Annotated in this window: 16 protein-coding genes; 4 read left to right on the plus strand and 12 right to left on the minus strand. The window is 64.3% G+C overall.

The genetic code is table 11. The features are described 5' to 3' along the window. Window positions 1-92 precede the first annotated feature (92 nt). A complete protein-coding gene (locus tag AO716_RS09545) occupies window positions 93-1,019 on the minus strand; it encodes an oxygenase MpaB family protein (protein WP_055240658.1) in 927 nt (308 codons plus the stop codon). A 397-nt stretch (window positions 1,020-1,416) separates the two neighbouring features. On the opposite strand from AO716_RS09545, the gene AO716_RS09550 reads away from it, so the two are divergent. Next, window positions 1,417-2,379 (plus strand): DUF2332 domain-containing protein, encoded by a 963-nt coding sequence (locus tag AO716_RS09550; protein WP_055240659.1) that lies wholly within the window; start codon window positions 1,417-1,419, stop codon window positions 2,377-2,379. 17 nt (window positions 2,380-2,396) lie between these two features. Here the strand turns inward: AO716_RS09550 and AO716_RS09555 are convergent, their stop codons facing one another. The 6 genes from AO716_RS09555 to AO716_RS17045 form a co-directional block, all read right to left on the minus strand. Then, complete coding sequence (locus AO716_RS09555) at window positions 2,397-5,720, minus strand: ATP-binding protein (protein ID WP_055240660.1); 3,324 nt, start codon at window positions 5,718-5,720, stop codon at window positions 2,397-2,399. Then, window positions 5,717-6,484 carry a DUF4194 domain-containing protein gene (locus AO716_RS09560; RefSeq protein ID WP_055240661.1) on the minus strand — a complete coding sequence of 256 codons (768 nt, stop codon included), beginning with the start codon at window positions 6,482-6,484 and terminating at the stop codon, window positions 5,717-5,719. The genes AO716_RS09555 and AO716_RS09560 overlap by 4 nt, the downstream gene beginning before the upstream one ends. Next, on the minus strand, window positions 6,481-7,941 hold the full coding sequence (locus AO716_RS09565) for a DUF3375 domain-containing protein (RefSeq protein ID WP_055240662.1): 1,461 nt from the start codon (window positions 7,939-7,941) through the stop codon (window positions 6,481-6,483). The genes AO716_RS09560 and AO716_RS09565 overlap by 4 nt, the downstream gene beginning before the upstream one ends. A 48-nt stretch (window positions 7,942-7,989) precedes the next feature. Next, window positions 7,990-8,415, minus strand: a complete 426-nt coding sequence (locus AO716_RS17905; protein ID WP_082413464.1) for a zinc-ribbon domain-containing protein — start codon at window positions 8,413-8,415, stop codon at window positions 7,990-7,992. A gap of 95 nt (window positions 8,416-8,510) precedes the next feature. Then, complete coding sequence (locus AO716_RS09570; protein ID WP_152969928.1) at window positions 8,511-9,176, minus strand: hypothetical protein; 666 nt, start codon at window positions 9,174-9,176, stop codon at window positions 8,511-8,513. A gap of 156 nt (window positions 9,177-9,332) precedes the next feature. Next, complete coding sequence (locus AO716_RS17045; RefSeq protein ID WP_082413465.1) at window positions 9,333-10,475, minus strand: ThuA domain-containing protein; 1,143 nt, start codon at window positions 10,473-10,475, stop codon at window positions 9,333-9,335. Window positions 10,476-11,159: 684 nt separating this feature from the next. Between AO716_RS17045 and AO716_RS17050 the strand changes: the two genes are divergently transcribed. Together AO716_RS17050 and AO716_RS09580 are read left to right on the plus strand one after the other, a co-directional pair. Further along, entirely contained in the window at window positions 11,160-11,279 is a 120-nt protein-coding gene (locus AO716_RS17050) for a CGNR zinc finger domain-containing protein (RefSeq protein ID WP_235472048.1), read from the plus strand. 82 nt (window positions 11,280-11,361) lie between these two features. Continuing rightward, window positions 11,362-11,820, plus strand: a complete 459-nt coding sequence (locus AO716_RS09580) for a GyrI-like domain-containing protein (protein WP_055240665.1) — start codon at window positions 11,362-11,364, stop codon at window positions 11,818-11,820. Between the two features lie 27 nt (window positions 11,821-11,847). Here AO716_RS09580 and AO716_RS17265 read toward each other — a convergent pair whose 3' ends face one another. Together AO716_RS17265 and AO716_RS09585 are read right to left on the minus strand one after the other, a co-directional pair. Further along, a complete protein-coding gene (locus AO716_RS17265; protein ID WP_152969929.1) occupies window positions 11,848-12,054 on the minus strand; it encodes a hypothetical protein in 207 nt (68 codons plus the stop codon). A 135-nt stretch (window positions 12,055-12,189) separates the two neighbouring features. Continuing rightward, the gene (locus AO716_RS09585; RefSeq protein WP_152969930.1) at window positions 12,190-12,432 is read right to left on the minus strand and encodes a hypothetical protein; all 243 of its coding nucleotides are present in this window, start codon (window positions 12,430-12,432) and stop codon (window positions 12,190-12,192) included. 93 nt (window positions 12,433-12,525) lie between these two features. Here AO716_RS09585 and AO716_RS09590 point away from each other — a divergent pair, with 93 nt between their 5' ends. Beyond that, entirely contained in the window at window positions 12,526-12,996 is a 471-nt protein-coding gene (locus tag AO716_RS09590; RefSeq protein WP_200907642.1) for an SRPBCC family protein, read from the plus strand. 133 nt (window positions 12,997-13,129) lie between these two features. Here the strand turns inward: AO716_RS09590 and AO716_RS09595 are convergent, their stop codons facing one another. The 3 genes from AO716_RS09595 to AO716_RS09605 are packed head-to-tail and all read right to left on the minus strand — an operon-like array spanning window position 13,130 to window position 15,168. Next, window positions 13,130-13,897, minus strand: a complete 768-nt coding sequence (locus AO716_RS09595) for an SCO1664 family protein (RefSeq protein ID WP_055240667.1) — start codon at window positions 13,895-13,897, stop codon at window positions 13,130-13,132. Further along, window positions 13,897-14,451: a DUF3090 family protein gene (locus AO716_RS09600; protein ID WP_055240668.1), complete on the minus strand. Its 555-nt coding sequence runs from the start codon at window positions 14,449-14,451 to the stop codon at window positions 13,897-13,899. The genes AO716_RS09595 and AO716_RS09600 overlap by 1 nt, the downstream gene beginning before the upstream one ends. 9 nt (window positions 14,452-14,460) lie before the next feature. Further along, window positions 14,461-15,168: a histidine phosphatase family protein gene (locus AO716_RS09605; RefSeq protein WP_055240669.1), complete on the minus strand. Its 708-nt coding sequence runs from the start codon at window positions 15,166-15,168 to the stop codon at window positions 14,461-14,463. Between the last annotated feature and the right edge of the window lie 38 nt (window positions 15,169-15,206).

Genomic DNA, 15,206 nt, shown 5'->3' on the forward strand with positions numbered 1-15,206 from the left:
GTTACGCAGACTTGGCAAGGTTTGGGGAGGTAATGTCGGTCCAAACGTGTGTATCCGACGTTACCTCCCCAAACGTCCGTGAGGGGGCGAAATCAGACGTCCGAACGAGTTTCCCCTGGTTCCTGAGCCAACCGGGCAATGCGCTCGCGGGCGGACCGTTCCGACGGGCCCATATCCCCAAGCCCGAACCGGATAACCCGCAGCACGAGTTTCACCGGGCCGTGCACCGGCAGCTTGAAAGGACCGAGATGCGGTTCGCGGAGGCCGAGCATTTCGCGGTGCCGGGGTTCCAGGGAAGCGACGGCGCCGGCGAAGAGGACACGGTAGCCGATCATCTGATTGCGGGGCAGGGGAGGGCGGCGCAGGAAGCGCACCACTTCCTCGACGGTCGGGCTGGATCGCAGTTCGGGGTCGAACGCGGCCATCTGTTTGCGCAGCCCGGCCAGGTCCCGTGGCGGGTTGTCTATCTGCATCAGTTCACCTGCGGTCGCCCACTCGGCGACGTATTGGTCCGGTCCGCCCGGGATTGGTCCGCCGAACTCGATGTGGGAGGCCAGGAAGGCATCCGTGAAGGCGAGATGCACCCAGCGGGCGAGCTCGGGATCGTTCGCTGAGTACGGCCGTTCCATCCCGGAAGCGTCCTCATAGGTGCCTTGAACCCGTTCGTGCAGGCGCAGCACCCAGTTCGAGGCGCTGCGTGCCGCCGTCGTATCCCCGTAGGTGACGGTGAAGATCCAGCGGATGGTTCCGGCGAGCCGGCCTAGCGGGTCTTCCTTGTAGTTGGAGTAGTCGCGGACGCCGGCCATCGCGCCGGGGTGCAGTGCCTGCAGCAGCAGGGCCCGGATGCCGGCGATGATGGTGGTCATGGATCCGTGGACCGCCCACACTGCGGATCCCGGTCCGTAGTAACCGCGGTCGGTGCCATTGGCGAGCTCCAGTTCCCACTCTGGAATGGTCTCTGAGTTGTTGCTGAACGTGCCGACCAGCTGCCGGCGCCAGGATTCAAGAAGCTTGCCCATCGTCCCAGTATGAGCCTGTCGGCTGGGAGGAGTCAGGACGGGCGGGCAGACGAATGACTAGTTGATCAGTGCGATGAGCAGCGGGACGTTTGCATCTGAATTCCCCCGAGACTGTTCCCAAAGCTCCTGCCCCGGGTGCCCAGAACGATAAGCCGCGGAGCCGTCGTTTGTCAGTAGTAGTCGGGCCGAAGATCCCTGTGTCGCAATAACGCTGCTTTGGCGGGCAGGGACAATCTTGTGTCGCAGTACCGTCCTTGCGAGCCCTTCATAGCGATCGTTATTGCCACACAGGATTTTTTGGAGCCTGCCGGAAGGACGTTATTGCCCCACAGGATAACGACGGCGGTACGGGCCGCGTGTGCCCGGCCCACCGAAACGATTCCCCTAGGGTGGGGCCATGACAACAGCTACAGCAGCAGGCTACGAACGGTTCGCGGCAGTCGAAGCGCGGGGCGTCTCGCCGCTCTACGAGGAGTGGGCGGCGTCCATTGCAGACGACGACGCCGTCCTGGCGCTGATCGATTCACTTCCGCGGCCCAAACGCCAGCCCAACCTGGTCTTCGCCGCAGCACGCCTGGCCGGTGCTCCGCTGGCCCGGTATCCAGGGTTCCGGGACTGGCTGCTGGAGAACTGGCCCGTAGTCGAACCTGTCATCCAGGCGCGGATGACGCAGACCAACGAGGCGGGCCGGTGCGCAGTCCTGCTGCCGCTGCTGAGCCGGATCGAAGGGCCGGTGGTGCTGATCGAAGCCGGGGCCTCGGCCGGGTTCTGTCTCTATCCCGACCGGTACAGCTACCGCTACCAGCACGACGGCGGTGAGACCGTTCTGGATCCCGTGTCCGGTCCCAGCGCGGTTCAGCTGACTTGCGCGCTTGCCGGCATGGAGCCTCCCAAGCGCCTGCCCGACGTCGTATGGCGGGCCGGTATCGACCTAAACCCTTTGGATGTCCAAGACTTCGAGGACATGGCCTGGCTGGAAGCCTTGGTCTGGCCGGAACACAGCGAACGCCGCGACCGTCTGAGCGCCGTCGCAAAGGTTGCTGCCGAAGACCCGCCGCACCTGGTCCGGGGCGACATCGTGGAGGAAATCCCGCAGCTGGTGGACAAGGCGCCCAAGGACGCGACCGTCGTCGTCTTCCACAGCGCGGTGCTCCCGTACCTCGAACCCGACCACCGGCAGCGGTTCGTGGACCTGGTGAAGGGACTCGACGTCACCTGGATCAGCAACGAGGGTGAAGCCGCCCTCCCCGAGATCAAGGACCAGCTGCCCAGGAGCGCCGAAGGACGGCTGGTCCTGTCCTTGGCCGGCGTTCCCCAAGCCTTCACCGGGCCACACGGCCAGAGCTACGAAGCGCTCTGACCGTGACCTAAAACCACCTACCGCAGCAGAATATCCACAGCCCGCGACCCGCCAGAAGACCCCACCGGAACCCGCTCCAGCGTGCCCGACCGGTTGGCGGCGTCGTCGCGCAGGATCTCGGTGACCGAACCCAGGAACCGGGACAGATCCACCTTGTCCTCCGGAGCGGCGAGCAGCAGCTGGAAGCCGAACTCGTGCAGGGCGTTGATGGACGCCTCGGCAAAGGACAGCGACGACTTCACAAACGCCTCATCCATCATCACCGTGCCGTAGGTGCTGAAGCCCTGGGACACGATGCCCAGCTGGTACGCCAGCGCCGAGGCCATGATGAACGCCGTGAACCGCTGCCCCTCGCCGCCGGACATCAGCGACGCCTGCAGGTTGGTGAACGACTGCCCGTTCGCGAGCTTGTTGGTGCAGGTGATGGTCACATGCGCGCGGACGTCCAGGACCTCGGCCCGCCAGCGGCGCTCCTGCGGGTCCTTCAGCTTCTCCACCAGACCCTCAAGCGCGGCGTACCGGGCGTCCATGTCCGCCTTGTCCTGCCGCACGCCCATCATCGGCAGCGCGTTCTTCAGCTCCATGCGGAACTTGTGCGCGTCGTCCGGGACGGTGGTCTTGACCTCGATCTCCAGGTGGCTGTCCACGTGGTACGGCACGCGGCGCAGCACCGAGTTCAGGGGCAGCAGGCGCGCGGAGATGCTGCGGCGTTCCTCGTCGAGCAGCTGCAGCAGGTCGCTGAACCGCTCGTAGGTGCGGTTGTTGAAGTACTCGCGGAACTCCGACTCGTGCTGCGGCAGGCCCTCGGTGACAATGTCCTCGTACCGGTGCACGTACTCCTCGGCCGAGTCCACGCCCGTGCCGAAGTCCGAACCCCACTTCTCGCTGTACGTTTCGAAGGTGCGCTCCAGCCGGGTGCGGGTTTCCAGCAGCGTCTTATCCAGCCGCGCGGCATCGGTGAGCAGGTTCCGCTCCACCTGCCCGGCGGCGTCGTTCAGGTGCACGACGTCGGTGATCTCGCCGAAGGGGGCGAACAGCTCATCGAGCTGCGCACGCAGGTCCTCGGCCAGGGCATCCGGGCCGCGGCCGGCCAGGGTGTCCCGGCGTTCGGTGGCGGCAGTCAGCTCGGCCTCGAGCCGGGCCAGGTCGCCCTTGAGCACACCGATCTTCTCCGTCGCAGCGGTGAGGTCCAGCTCGGCGGTGTCCAGCTCGAAGCGGATCTGCTCCAGGTCCGCGTTGGCGTCGCGCGCGGATTCAAGGCGTTCGACGGCGGCAGTCACCGCGGCGCGGTGCTCCTCGGCGCTGATCTCCTCGAACTCGCGGGTGTCCGCGGCGACCTTGCGGACGGCGGCGAGCCGGCGGATCAAGTCGTCCTGCTCCGAGGCGTGCTTGCGGGAGACGACGTCGGCCTCTTCGAAACTGGCGCGCAGGGCCAGCAGCTCACCGGCGAGGGCGGCGATCTTGTCCTTGTTGTCGAAGCCCAGCACGTTGTCCGAAGCCTTGGTGTGCCGGTCGTCCTTCTCCGTGGTGGAGGAGTTCCGCTTCACGGCACCGCCCAGGCTGACGCCGCGGGAGACCTTGGCGAGCTCGTCCGGGTTCTCGACGCACTCGAAGTCGTAGTGCGCGGTAATCTTCCGGGCTACCCAGTCGCCCATGGCGGAGTCGTAGGTGCTGAGCTTGGTGATCAGGTCACGCGGTCCGGGCTCGGACGGACCGTCCACGGGAATGCTGACGTCGATGCAGCGCAGGAAACCGCGCAGGTTGGTTTCGCTGAGGTAGCGGGTGACGGCGGGCATGTGCTCGCCGGGAACCAGCAGGGCGGTGGAGAGCGGGCGGAGCACCCGTTCGGCGGCGGCGCGCCACTGCGCGTGTTCAGCCGGGACATCGATCAGTTCGCCGGCGAAGGGCATCTCGGCCTCGTCGATGCCGGTGGCTTCGCAGATCCGGGCGCGCTGTTCCAAGCTTTCCGGGCGGATGTTGCTGCGCCGGCGGCGGAAGGACGCGATCTCGGTTTCCAGCTTCGCGATGGAACCCTTCAGCGCCCACGCCTCACCGTGCGCGTCGGAGCTGCGCTCCCGGGCGGCGTCGACGTCGGCGTTCAGGGTCTTGATCAGCTCATTGGCGCGGCTGCGGGCGGTGACCAGCCCGGCGGGGGAGAGGTCCGTGTCGATGCCGGCGGCACACAGGTCGGCGCGGAACGCGTTCTCCACGGTTTCACGGGAAACCAGCTGAGCCTGCGCGGCCGCGACTTCGCGTTCCAGGGTGGCGATCGCGCCGCCGCCCTCCTGCGTGTAGCGGGCGGTGAGCTCGGCGACCTGCTTCTTCAGCTTGGTGCGCTGCTTCTCGGCGGCCTTCAGCGCTTCGCGGCCGGTGGCGGCGGCGGAAGTGAGGCGGTCGACGTCGCGCTCGTGGCTGGCCAGCGCCAGACGACGGCGGTAGGCGGGCAGGCCGTCGGCGGTGAGGGCGCGGACGCGGTCCAGTTCGGCCTTCGTGGTGAGGAACAGGCGGTGCTGGTCCGGGACGTTGGCCAGGTGGTCGCGCTGCTGGCGGGCGCGTTCGAGCTGGCGGCGGATGCTGCGCAGGTGGCTGAAGTCCTCCACAGCCTCGTCGGCGGCGGTGAGGGTCTTAGGGGTGTCCAGGACGTGGTTGCGGAAGAAGTCGTTGACCGTTCCGCCCAGGCCCTTGCCGGTCTGCAGGATGCGCAGCAGGCCGAACGCCTTCTCGTCCTCCACGCCCAGGGCGGTGCGGTACCGCTCGGCGAAGAGTTTGTGCGAATCGAAGATCTGCGCGCCCGGCAGCAGCGATTCAAGGGCACCCTTGGTGAACCGGCCGCGCATGCCGGTTTCGAGGGAGGTGATGTCCAGTGGACGGTTGTGCACGGCGTAGAACCGGCCCACGTGGTGTTCGGTGCCGGTCGCGGGCAGGTCCATCAGCACGGAGAGGCTGGTGATTTGGCCCAGTCCGTTGTCGAAGGTGAGGCAGACGGCGGACCAGGTGGCACCGGGGCGCTGGTAGGCGGTGCCATCGCCGGCTTCCATGCCCTGGGTGCCGAGCCGGCCGCGCATGTAGGAGAACGCGGTGCGCTTTTCCTCTGCGGCGGTGCCGCCGTTGTTCTGCGCGGCTTCGTTCATCTTCGGGCGGGCGTCCATGACCTGCAGGATCGCGTCGAAGATGGTTGACTTGCCGACGCCGGAGTCACCGGTGAGCAGCGTGCCGGCGCGGTCCACGTGGATGGTGTGCGCGCCGTCGAACGTTCCCCAGTTCACGATCTGGATCCGGGAGAGCCGGTTCTGGCCGGGGTTGATCAGGTCCCCCATGGGAAGGGTGGTTTCGATGCTCATGCCGGCTCCTCGCCGTCGTGCTGTGTTTCAGTGACCGCTTCTTCGGCGGGCGCTTCGTCAGCCGTGTCCGGCTCCGCCGGGGCCTCGGTCAGCGAGTTCATGTAGGTGATGATGTCGCCGATGTGCTCGTACGGCAGGGCCAGCGGCAGGGCGTTGGAGATGACCCAGACGTCGTCCAGCTCGGTGGGCAGCAGCAGGCGGCGTTCGGTGACGAGCTTGCGGATGGCGGCGTCGGCGAGGTCTTCCACGCCCTTGGCGTCGTGCGCCTGCGGGTCCACGTACTGCTCCAGGACGTCGATGATGTCCTGCCGGGCGATGGTGGCTTCGTTGCCGGTGCCCGAGTGGCGGTCCAGGACCAGGCGCATGCGCAGCAGCAGCAGGGTTTCCTCGCGGGTCATTTCGCGCTGGCGCTGCAGGGCGGTGGTGTGCGGTTCGGCCATTTCCACCGGGCGCAGCAGGGCGACCTTGTGGTCCTCGTCCACTACCAGTTCCAGGAACAGTTCACTGAGCCGGACGCGCAGCTGCTCCTGGTTATCCACCACGGTGTTGTAGACGTTGTCCGAGGAATTGGCGTCCAGGTAGGGGCCGCGCAGCAGCCGGATCAGGGCCTGGCGCAGCTTCAGCGGCAGGGTACCGGTGTCGCCGGGGAACAGTTCCGGGCCGTCGATCAGGACGTCGCGGGCGGGCTGGGGGTAGTCGTCAAACTGAGCGTCCTCGTCCAGCTCGTCGTACTCTTCGGTTTCGGCGGTGGGGTTTTCGGTCATGACTGGCTTTCGGCGACGGTGAGGACGGGCAGCACAGCGGTGCGGGAACTGCCGTCGATCTGGAGGAAGGGAATGGACTCGCTTGCCGCCGTCGTTGTTCCGCTGTCCCCGGTGGGGGCGGCGGAGGCGAGGAGCGCGCGGATGCTGTTGAGGTGGCGGTGCTCGGCGGGCAGTTCGGCGAAGATTTCCGCGACGGTGGCGCGGCCGCGGCGGCTGCCGGCCCGTGTGATCGCGTCGCGCAGGACGCGGCGGTCGGCCTTGGGGGTGCGGGCGGCGCGGTGGATGTCCGCTTCGGTGAACGACGGCGGTTCGGGCAGCTTCCGCGGGGCGGCGTGCTCGGCGGGGTCGTAGCTGCGGACCATGCTGAGCGATTCGAACGCGGACGCGTAGAGCTTCGGTGCGGGAACGACGGCGGCGCGGCGGCGGCCGCGCGGGGCCTTGTGGATGGCGGTTTCGGCGGCGCGGATGAGTTTGCGCAGCTGGACCGATTCGCGGTATTCGTCGCTCTGGACGTAGGTGTGCAGGGATTCGGAGAGCCGGCCGTAGATCCGCTGGATTTCGGCGGCCTGCTCACGCATGTCGCTGATCATCCGGTACAGGGCCTGCCGGTCGCCGGGCGTCATGGCGTCGGCGAAGTCGCGTTCCAGGACCTGCGCGATGGCGTGCCGGAAGCGTCCCTGCTGGTCGGCGTCGTTCAGGAAAGCGGTGAAGCCTTCATAGGTGCGGCCTTCGCTGGTGCTGCGCAGGCGCTTGTCCGCTTCGAGGATTTCGCCCATGGTCAGGCCCTTGGAGGCCTGCGATTCGACCATTTCCTGGCGCAGGGTGTGCAGCATCTTCTCGAGGCCGTCGCGCATGCGCTTGAAGTCGGCGGGCAGTGCGGCGGCGAGGTCCAGGATGTCGCGGGCGGCTTCGACGGCGGTGTCGTCGTCCAGTGGTGGGGGAGCGTCGCCGGCGCGGAGGGACCGGATGAGGTCTTCGCGGCGGGCGATCTCTTCTTCGAGGACGGCGATGCGTGCTTCGGGGTCCGGGTTGGATTCGTGCGCCAGGGTTTCCACGCTGGAGAGCAGGGTGTTCAGGCGGGAGGAGTTCAGGCTGGTGGTGTCCCCGGTGAAGCCGTCCAGGTAGGAGAGGAACCGGACGGCGGGTTCGGTGAGTTCGTAGACGAAGCGTCCGTCAGCGCGGGGGCGGGCCAGGAAGCGGCGGGCCACCCAGTCATCGGCGTAGTTCTTGCCTGTCCAGTCTTCGCGCAGGCTCTGCCCGTTGAGCCTGAGCTGCTGCAGGAAGGAGTCGGTGAGGCTGTGGAATTCGTCCAGGGGAATGCGCGGGCGGGTGCGCGTGAAGGCCTCGCGGAACAGGGCCAGGACCCAGGGGTTCGCGTTGGTAAGTTTCCAGCCGGGCGAGGCCTGTAGCCGCTGCAGCTCCGCCCAGCGGGCTACGGCGTTTTCTGTGAAGGACATGCTGCGCTTTCCGCCCGGAACGAAGGGGTAAAACGGGCCTCCCTGATTTTAGCTGAGGCGCGGGACCAACCAGCTCAGCGGTAAGACGGGCGGAGACGAGGCTAGGCAGTAGCCCACGGGGCCACGAGGACACACATGACCAGTTGTCATATGCGCTGTTATCGGCGTGAATTTTAGACATAAGGCCGTGGAGGTGGGTTTCGCTGAAGTTCTTAGAATTGTGGCAGTGGTACTCGTACTCCAGACATCCTGCGGGGTCAGCGGCCCATTTTTCTTGGGATGCCATTGAAAAGCGGCGTCAGTGTGAGTCGTTTGCAGATCATTGATGCCTGGTTCAATTCTCTTCCCCGAACAGACTGGACACCCATTCGCCCCGTGCGTCCGGTCCATGATTCTTGCCGTCCATTCGTGGTTAAGTTGGCAGATCCACCAAACTGACTTCGTGCTGCCGGGGGAAAGCGAGTCCGGTTGGATCTCTCCGTTCCTGGTTTAGTGCCATTCGTTGACGACCTCCGGAAACGACTCCTCCTGGATAAGGTTGCAGGCGCACAACGGAGACAACATCTTCCTTATTCTGCGTCGTGAAATTCCATCGGTACCGCATCGGGATCGCCGTCTGGAGCTAGAAAAACGTGCATATGGCCGCCCCCAGAATCTATGGTCAGAGTATCCAATTGGGCCGCTCCAGCCTGCCAAAGACGAACTGCAGCGTCGCGTCGCTCAGCAACACTGCCAAGCAAAAGGTTCCGATCCTCGGCAGGGCTTGATGAGAGTCGGTTGTAGTCCTGGACCGCCGTTAGAAGTAACTGGGCCGCACCGACGAAGGCTTCCTGCGCAACCGACTGATCGCTCGTTCCCACTTTAACAGTCTCGAAAGCCGTCGCCGCAGCCCTGAGGTCGCGCATCCATGCGTCGACATCACCTGTATCAGCAAACGGGGGGCTATCAGCTTGCTCCACGGGTACTGCAGTTGCTAGCCCCTCCAAAGCGCGTGCCATGCGTCCATGTGCCGTTTCTGCTGCCAATCCAAGGTCTTTGGTGATCTCAGCCTTTTCAAGAGCCTGACCTTTAGAAAGCTCTTTGGCGATAGCTTCGACTGACCCGGCGGCGGGCGCGATCTCAGCAGTCGTTGCTCGCATACTCATGGATGCAGCGACCGCTCCTACAAAGATGACTGCAATGGTTATTAGAACAATCATCCATGTAAGAGAAAACGTGCGCGTCTTGCGGTTCAAAAGATGAGGCCACCTTTGTGGAGGATGGTGTTCTGGAGCTAGGCGGTTTTGTCGCGATACACGGCTTATACATCGCGAATGTGTGCAGTAGTTTCCGTAAGGCCATGCCGTACTACGTCCCGCGGTGGCAGTACGCAGTACGGCAGGCTCTTGCAGCTAGTTATGCTCTTCTTGCCAAATCTGTAAGTCACGAACTTTCTCAGTCAGCAGAACCTGCGCCTGAGATCCACGGGCGACGTGAGCCTTAACCTGAGCCGCGGCTGCATTGAGCTTATCTGCCGAATCAGCGTGCCGACCAGCCTCCGCGAGGTCCTTTGCCTTATCCAATTGTTTGGTCACCTGTGCCGCCGCTTTCGCAGAGACCGTTCCTTCGGCAACCAGGTCACCAATCAATGATTCGACTTCGTGCCACGTGACGCAGTCGCCACCTCCACTGACTGCGCCAGCGGACCAGGAGATACCCCCTAGAAGGTGCTGTAGGAAGGCAGGGTCTGTGTAAGATGCTTCGGTGTGTCCTCCGCCGGTGTACCACGAACGAGATGACTCGAAGTTATGGCACCAAGCTATCGGATGATCGGAACCCATCGCACCACGACGAGCGTTGTAGGTTGTCTCGTCGAGATTTATGAGAACACGAACAGCGTCGCGCGGACTCTGATTGAAGTTGTACCACTCATCAAAACGCGTCCATGTTTCGGGGAGATGCTCTGTTGAAGGATGGGTCCGGTCCTCAACCAGCTGAGAAGCAGTCTGCTGCTCTGGATGGCTGATGAATCGAGCACCACCGCCGGTCAACTGGCCATACCACGGGACAGTGTGCATAGAATCTGTCGCCGCGTGAACACCTGCAAAACCACCACCGGAACGGATATATCCCTGAAAAGCGGCCAACTCAGTTTCATTTAGAAGCGTCGGCGTTGCAGGGTCGAGGGAATTGGTTCCATCAACCGTGGAGACGAAGACAATGGTTTCGTATTTGGCAAGATCAGAGGAGGTCGTAAAGGGTGTGCTGGGTAGGGTCCGGTCGGGCTGTCCCTGATTACCCGGTGACGTTGCAGGATCCCACACGTCAACACTGAACCCATTGGCGTTACCAAGTGCCATGATGGCGGTAGTGGCTTCATCAATACTGCTGTGACGAAAGCCCGTCGTTTTTCCTACGACGAGCACATCGTAAGGTTCCGCCATTCCAATCTGATCGGAACTGGCTTCAGCTTGAGCGGGAGTCGTTGCTAACACGGGCACGACAAGCGCTACCCCACATGCTCCGAGGGCTGCCTGACTGATAAATCGCTTCATTGCGCTCCTTAGTCATTCAATCGACAATGCCCCTGGATCGGCGATTACCGAACTGGGCACACGATCTGAAGCCGTCGAAGCAGCACCCAGCGCACCTCACGAGGAATAAGTGCTGGTCGACAACATATTCAGCAGGTTAGCTTCTAACCTGCTGAAAGGTCTAGGTAAAAGTGATTTTTAGATTTTCCCAGACCAGAGCGATCGTATGACTTTCATGTCGGGCAGCACTCACTAGCGAGATGTCTTTTCAGACGATCCCGCCGTTTGGTTGAATAGGCCCGGTTGAATAGGCCCGGCCAACAGCATTCCAGCGCTCAGGCTTCCTGGCTGAAGGCGGCATCGAAAGAGGTGTCCGATGGCGCGAAGCCGAAGCGTTTCATGACGTCAGCGCCCGGAAGCTGTCCTCCCAGGGAACGTCGCCGCCGCCAACGCCGAAACGGAACGGCGCAGTTGTTGTGTCAGGAGCGGAGCACCCCGAAATCGGTGGAAGCCGCGGGAACGCTTCCAGCGTTCGTTCGCGGAACAAGTTATGGACTTAGGTCCCCCCAATTCGCCCCGACGGGCAAGCCGGTGAAAACCAGTGCGGCAAACGGTGGATAGGGAAGAGCAGGCTCCTGGCTTCGCGGTAAACGAGTTCCTTGGTGTCCAGCTCCCGCAGGAGGCCGGGACGCTCTGTTCGCCGCTATGTTCCTGTTGGACCGCAGCCGTCCCGGGACCGCCAAATGGTGCTCTATGGCCACCTGCGGGAACAGGTCCAAGGCGCGTGCGCACCAGGAACGCAGACGCGGCGCTCCAGCGTCCTAGGGAAGCGTAAGAGCATCCGCCGACGCCGGTCAGGGACGTCCGGTCCTATCCGGCGGGCCGCTCGGCGGTTAGCGTGGAAAGTATGACGGACATCCAGATCGCGGAGCACTCCGAGCAAGCGACGGCGGCAGTCCGCGCGCAGGTGCCGATGGCCGAACTCGCCGACTTCTTCTCACAGGCGTTCTCGGACGTCATGGCCGCACTGCAGGAGCAGGGTGTGCAGCCGGTGGGCCCGCCGTTCGGCAAATACTACGGCCAGCCCGGCGCCTTGGTCGACGTCGAAGCTGGATTCCCGGTCCCTGGCGTCATCGCGCCTGACGGCAACGTAGTTCCGGGAAGTCTTCCCGCCGGCAGGATCGTCGAAGCGACGCACACTGGGTCCTTCGACACGCTGGCAAACACATACGCGGATATTGAGAACTTCTTCTCCGAAAACAAGCTCAAGCCGAGCGAGGTCATGTGGGAGAACTACCTCGCCGATCCCGAGACCGAGCAGAGCCCCGAGCATGCACGCACCCAGATCTGCTGGCCGGTCGACTGAATCAGGAGCCCTGCGGTCGGGTGCCGGCTAGGCGCCGTTGCCCCGGCGCTGCGGCCGGAGGAGCAGAACGGCCGTTCCCAGCGCAGCAGTGAGGATGCCCAGTACTGCGGCGAGCCAGAGCTGACCTGGGACGGGCGAGTCGAAAAGTGTGGGAATGCTCAGGATGAGAGCTGCTGCTGCCAGCGACATTGCGAGCAATAAGCTGATGAATACCCGGTTAGATTTCTTGTGCATCAATGAACCTTTCCTGAGCCGGTGGACTTCATTGCTTCCACCTGGCCGGTGGTGGCTGTCCGGCCACCCTAGACGCCGGAGGTGCAGACCTCAAACAATCCTGTTTTCGGTCTGTCCGTTTTGGGATGGCATCGTTTAAGGGAGGGGCTCGTCAGTCGTGTACCGGTACTCGTGCCGGAGACCCTTAACCATTCTTTCTCCGAGGTAAATGGTGAGCCCGGCCCCGGCAGTGCATGCGACGGCGCCGATGATGCTCCACCCCGTGGGGTCGCGCAGCAGCAGGATGCCGATACCAGTGAGCAGTATCGCCAGGGCCCAGGACCGGCGCCGCCACCAGCTGGTTCCACGCCGCACAGTGGGATGATTCCTCGGGTCCATGCGGCTGGATTAAACACGAAGACGCAGTGGCGGAACAGCGTGCGCAATGGAAGCGTGCCGCCCGCCCTGCCTGCTAGCTGCAATACTCCACAGATTGCCGTTTCCTTCGAATGCGCCACCCGGACCACCATGCCCAAAGCCGAGTTGTTCGACCGTGCGCGGAGCATAGATGCCCATAAGGACTCGATGGCCCGGTCCCGCGAAGAGGCGGTCGCGGGTGTGACTACGGGCCTCATATCCCTGGGCAAGGACGTCACCTGGCGGGCCTGGCACTTCGGCGTCCCGTTCAGGATGACGAGCCGCATCACCGGCATGGAAGCCCCCGACTACTTCGTCGATGAGCAGGTCAATGGACCGTTCAAGCGGTTCCGGCATGAGCACGAATTCAAAGAGGATTCGGCTGGCACGGTCATGATCGACCGCATCGAATTTGAAGCTCCCTTCGGCCCGCTTGGCCGGTTGGTGGAGAAACTGGTGCTGGCGCGTTACCTGCGGAACCTCATAGAAACCCGGAACAGGTTCCTCGTCATGGACTCAGCTCAAGGCCCAACTCCGGACCCATAGGTGCGGGCTGATCCCGATTCCGATGTTCATTGATGGACTCCTCTGGACACGGGCGGTGCGGAACGATCTGCGGTCTTTGAAGTTTGCAACTTCATGGAGACAACCTAACCGCTCAGATTTGAGTCGTCATTACCTAGAACAGCGGCCAGGGCACAGCAGGCATCCCGCCACTCGGACCCGGGAACACCGCCGTCGTGCGCAGCCGGGCACAGCGCGAGGCAAGCGCCTCGACCTCCTCGGCGGTCAGCAGCTCAGCCAGCTTTTCGCCGAGATCGCCATCCAGCCCAGCAAGAACGCGATCAATGCCCGCGAGCTCCTCACTGCTCAAAGACTCGCCAATCCAGCCCCACAACACCGTCCGCAGTTTGTGCTCGGCGTGGAGCGTGACCCCGTGGTCCACGCCGTACCGGTGCCCGCCGGGCATCGCCAGGACATGGTTGCCTTTGCGGTCGGCGTTGTTGACGACGACGTCGAACACCGCCATCCGCCGCAGCGCCGCCGTGTCTTCATGAATGAGTGCGACGATCTGCCCGGCCTGGTCCTCACCCTCGAGCACGAGCTTAAACCCTGACTCCGGCACCTCACCAAGTGGCACCAGATCCACCGCGTCCTGCTCCGGATCGGCGTCCTGCCAAAGCTGGACCATGCCTTCGCCCAGCGGCCCGTCGCGCAGCCAGGTGCGCGGCACGATGTTCCAGCCCAAGGCTTCAGACACCAGGTAGGCGGCGACTTCGCGGTGAGCCAGGCAGCCGTCGGGGAAATCCCACAGCGGCTTCTCGCCCGCGATGGGTTTGTAGACGACTTCCGCGTCGCCGATGCTGCCCAGGTACGTGGCGTTGGACGCCGTCGTAATCCGTCCGGTGAGGGTCAGCTCATCGGTGAGCAGGTCCGGCTCCGGCATTAGTTTTCGGGGAGGGCGCAGATGTGGCCGTCGTCGTCGATCGGCTGACCGCAGATCACGCAGATCGGACGCCCGGCGCCCACCACTTCCCGGGTGCGCTTCGCGAAGGCTCGGGCGGTGCCCACGGGCATCCGCACCCGCAGCACCTCGGCGGCATCGGCGTCGTCCTCGTCCTCGACGAGTCCGTCGTCATCCTCATCAACTTCTTCGATGGGGTAGGCCTCAATGACGACCTGCGCCGTTGTCGGGTCCCAGCCCAGGCTCATCACGCCCGCACGGAACTGTTCCTCCACCTCATCCAGATCGTCATTGTCCACGAGCTCCAGGGGAGTGTTCGCGGGAACGTGGAAGGGGTTGCCGTCGACGGTCATGAGCTGGTCGAGGATCTCGTCGATCTTCTCCGCAAGCTGGTCCGCCTGCAGCTTTTCCATGGCAATGCTGATGAGCTGCTTGCCCGCCCGCGCCTGCAGGTAGAACGTGCGCTGACCGGGGACGCCGACGGTGCCGACTACTACGCGGTCCGGCCAGTCGAAATCGTGAACGGTTGTAGGCATAGGACTACTCTAGGCTCCTTGGGCGGGCGGCGCTGCGTGTCCCGCACCACCGCCAACCGGCGCATCGTCCTGCCCGTGGACAGCTGCCAGCCACGAAAGGTCCCCGGTGTCGGTATTGGTGGCATGGACAGTGGGACGCCCCGGGCCGTAACGCACGATCGACAGCGAGGCCGGCCCGACGTCGATGCGCTGGAACATGTCCAGGTGCATGCCGAGCGCGTCCGCGAGGACCGACTTGATGATGTCCCCGTGACTCACCGCAGCCCACACTGCTCCCGGACCGTGCTCGGCTTCGAACGCCGCATCGTGGCGGCGGATCGCAGCGACCGAGCGGGCCTGCATCCCGGCCATGGACTCACCGCCGGGAAAGGTGACGGCCGACGGCTGCGACTGCACCACCTTCCACAGTTCCTCCTTCGCGAGGTCTGCGAGGGCGCCGCCCTGCCACTGGCCGTAGTCGCATTCGGTGAGATCGTCGTCGACCGGTGCGTGCGGAGTGCCCTTCTGGCTATCGAGGATGAACTGCGCGGTTTGCCGGCACCGCTCCAGCGGGCTGGACACCACGCCCACCAGGGGAACGACGGCGAGCCGCTCACCCGTGGCGGCGGCCTGGGCCCGGCCCGTGTCATCCAGGCTGACGCCGGGGGTGCGGCCGGCCAGCAGACCCGAGGCATTCGCTGTGGTGCGGCCGTGCCGCACGAGAATTACTGTCGCCATGCCCCCAGCCTAGTTCCCTGTAGCCGGCAGCCAGCAGA

It is taken from the genome of Arthrobacter sp. Edens01 (assembly GCF_001307035.1).
In the GTDB taxonomy this organism is placed as follows: domain Bacteria; phylum Actinomycetota; class Actinomycetes; order Actinomycetales; family Micrococcaceae; genus Arthrobacter_B.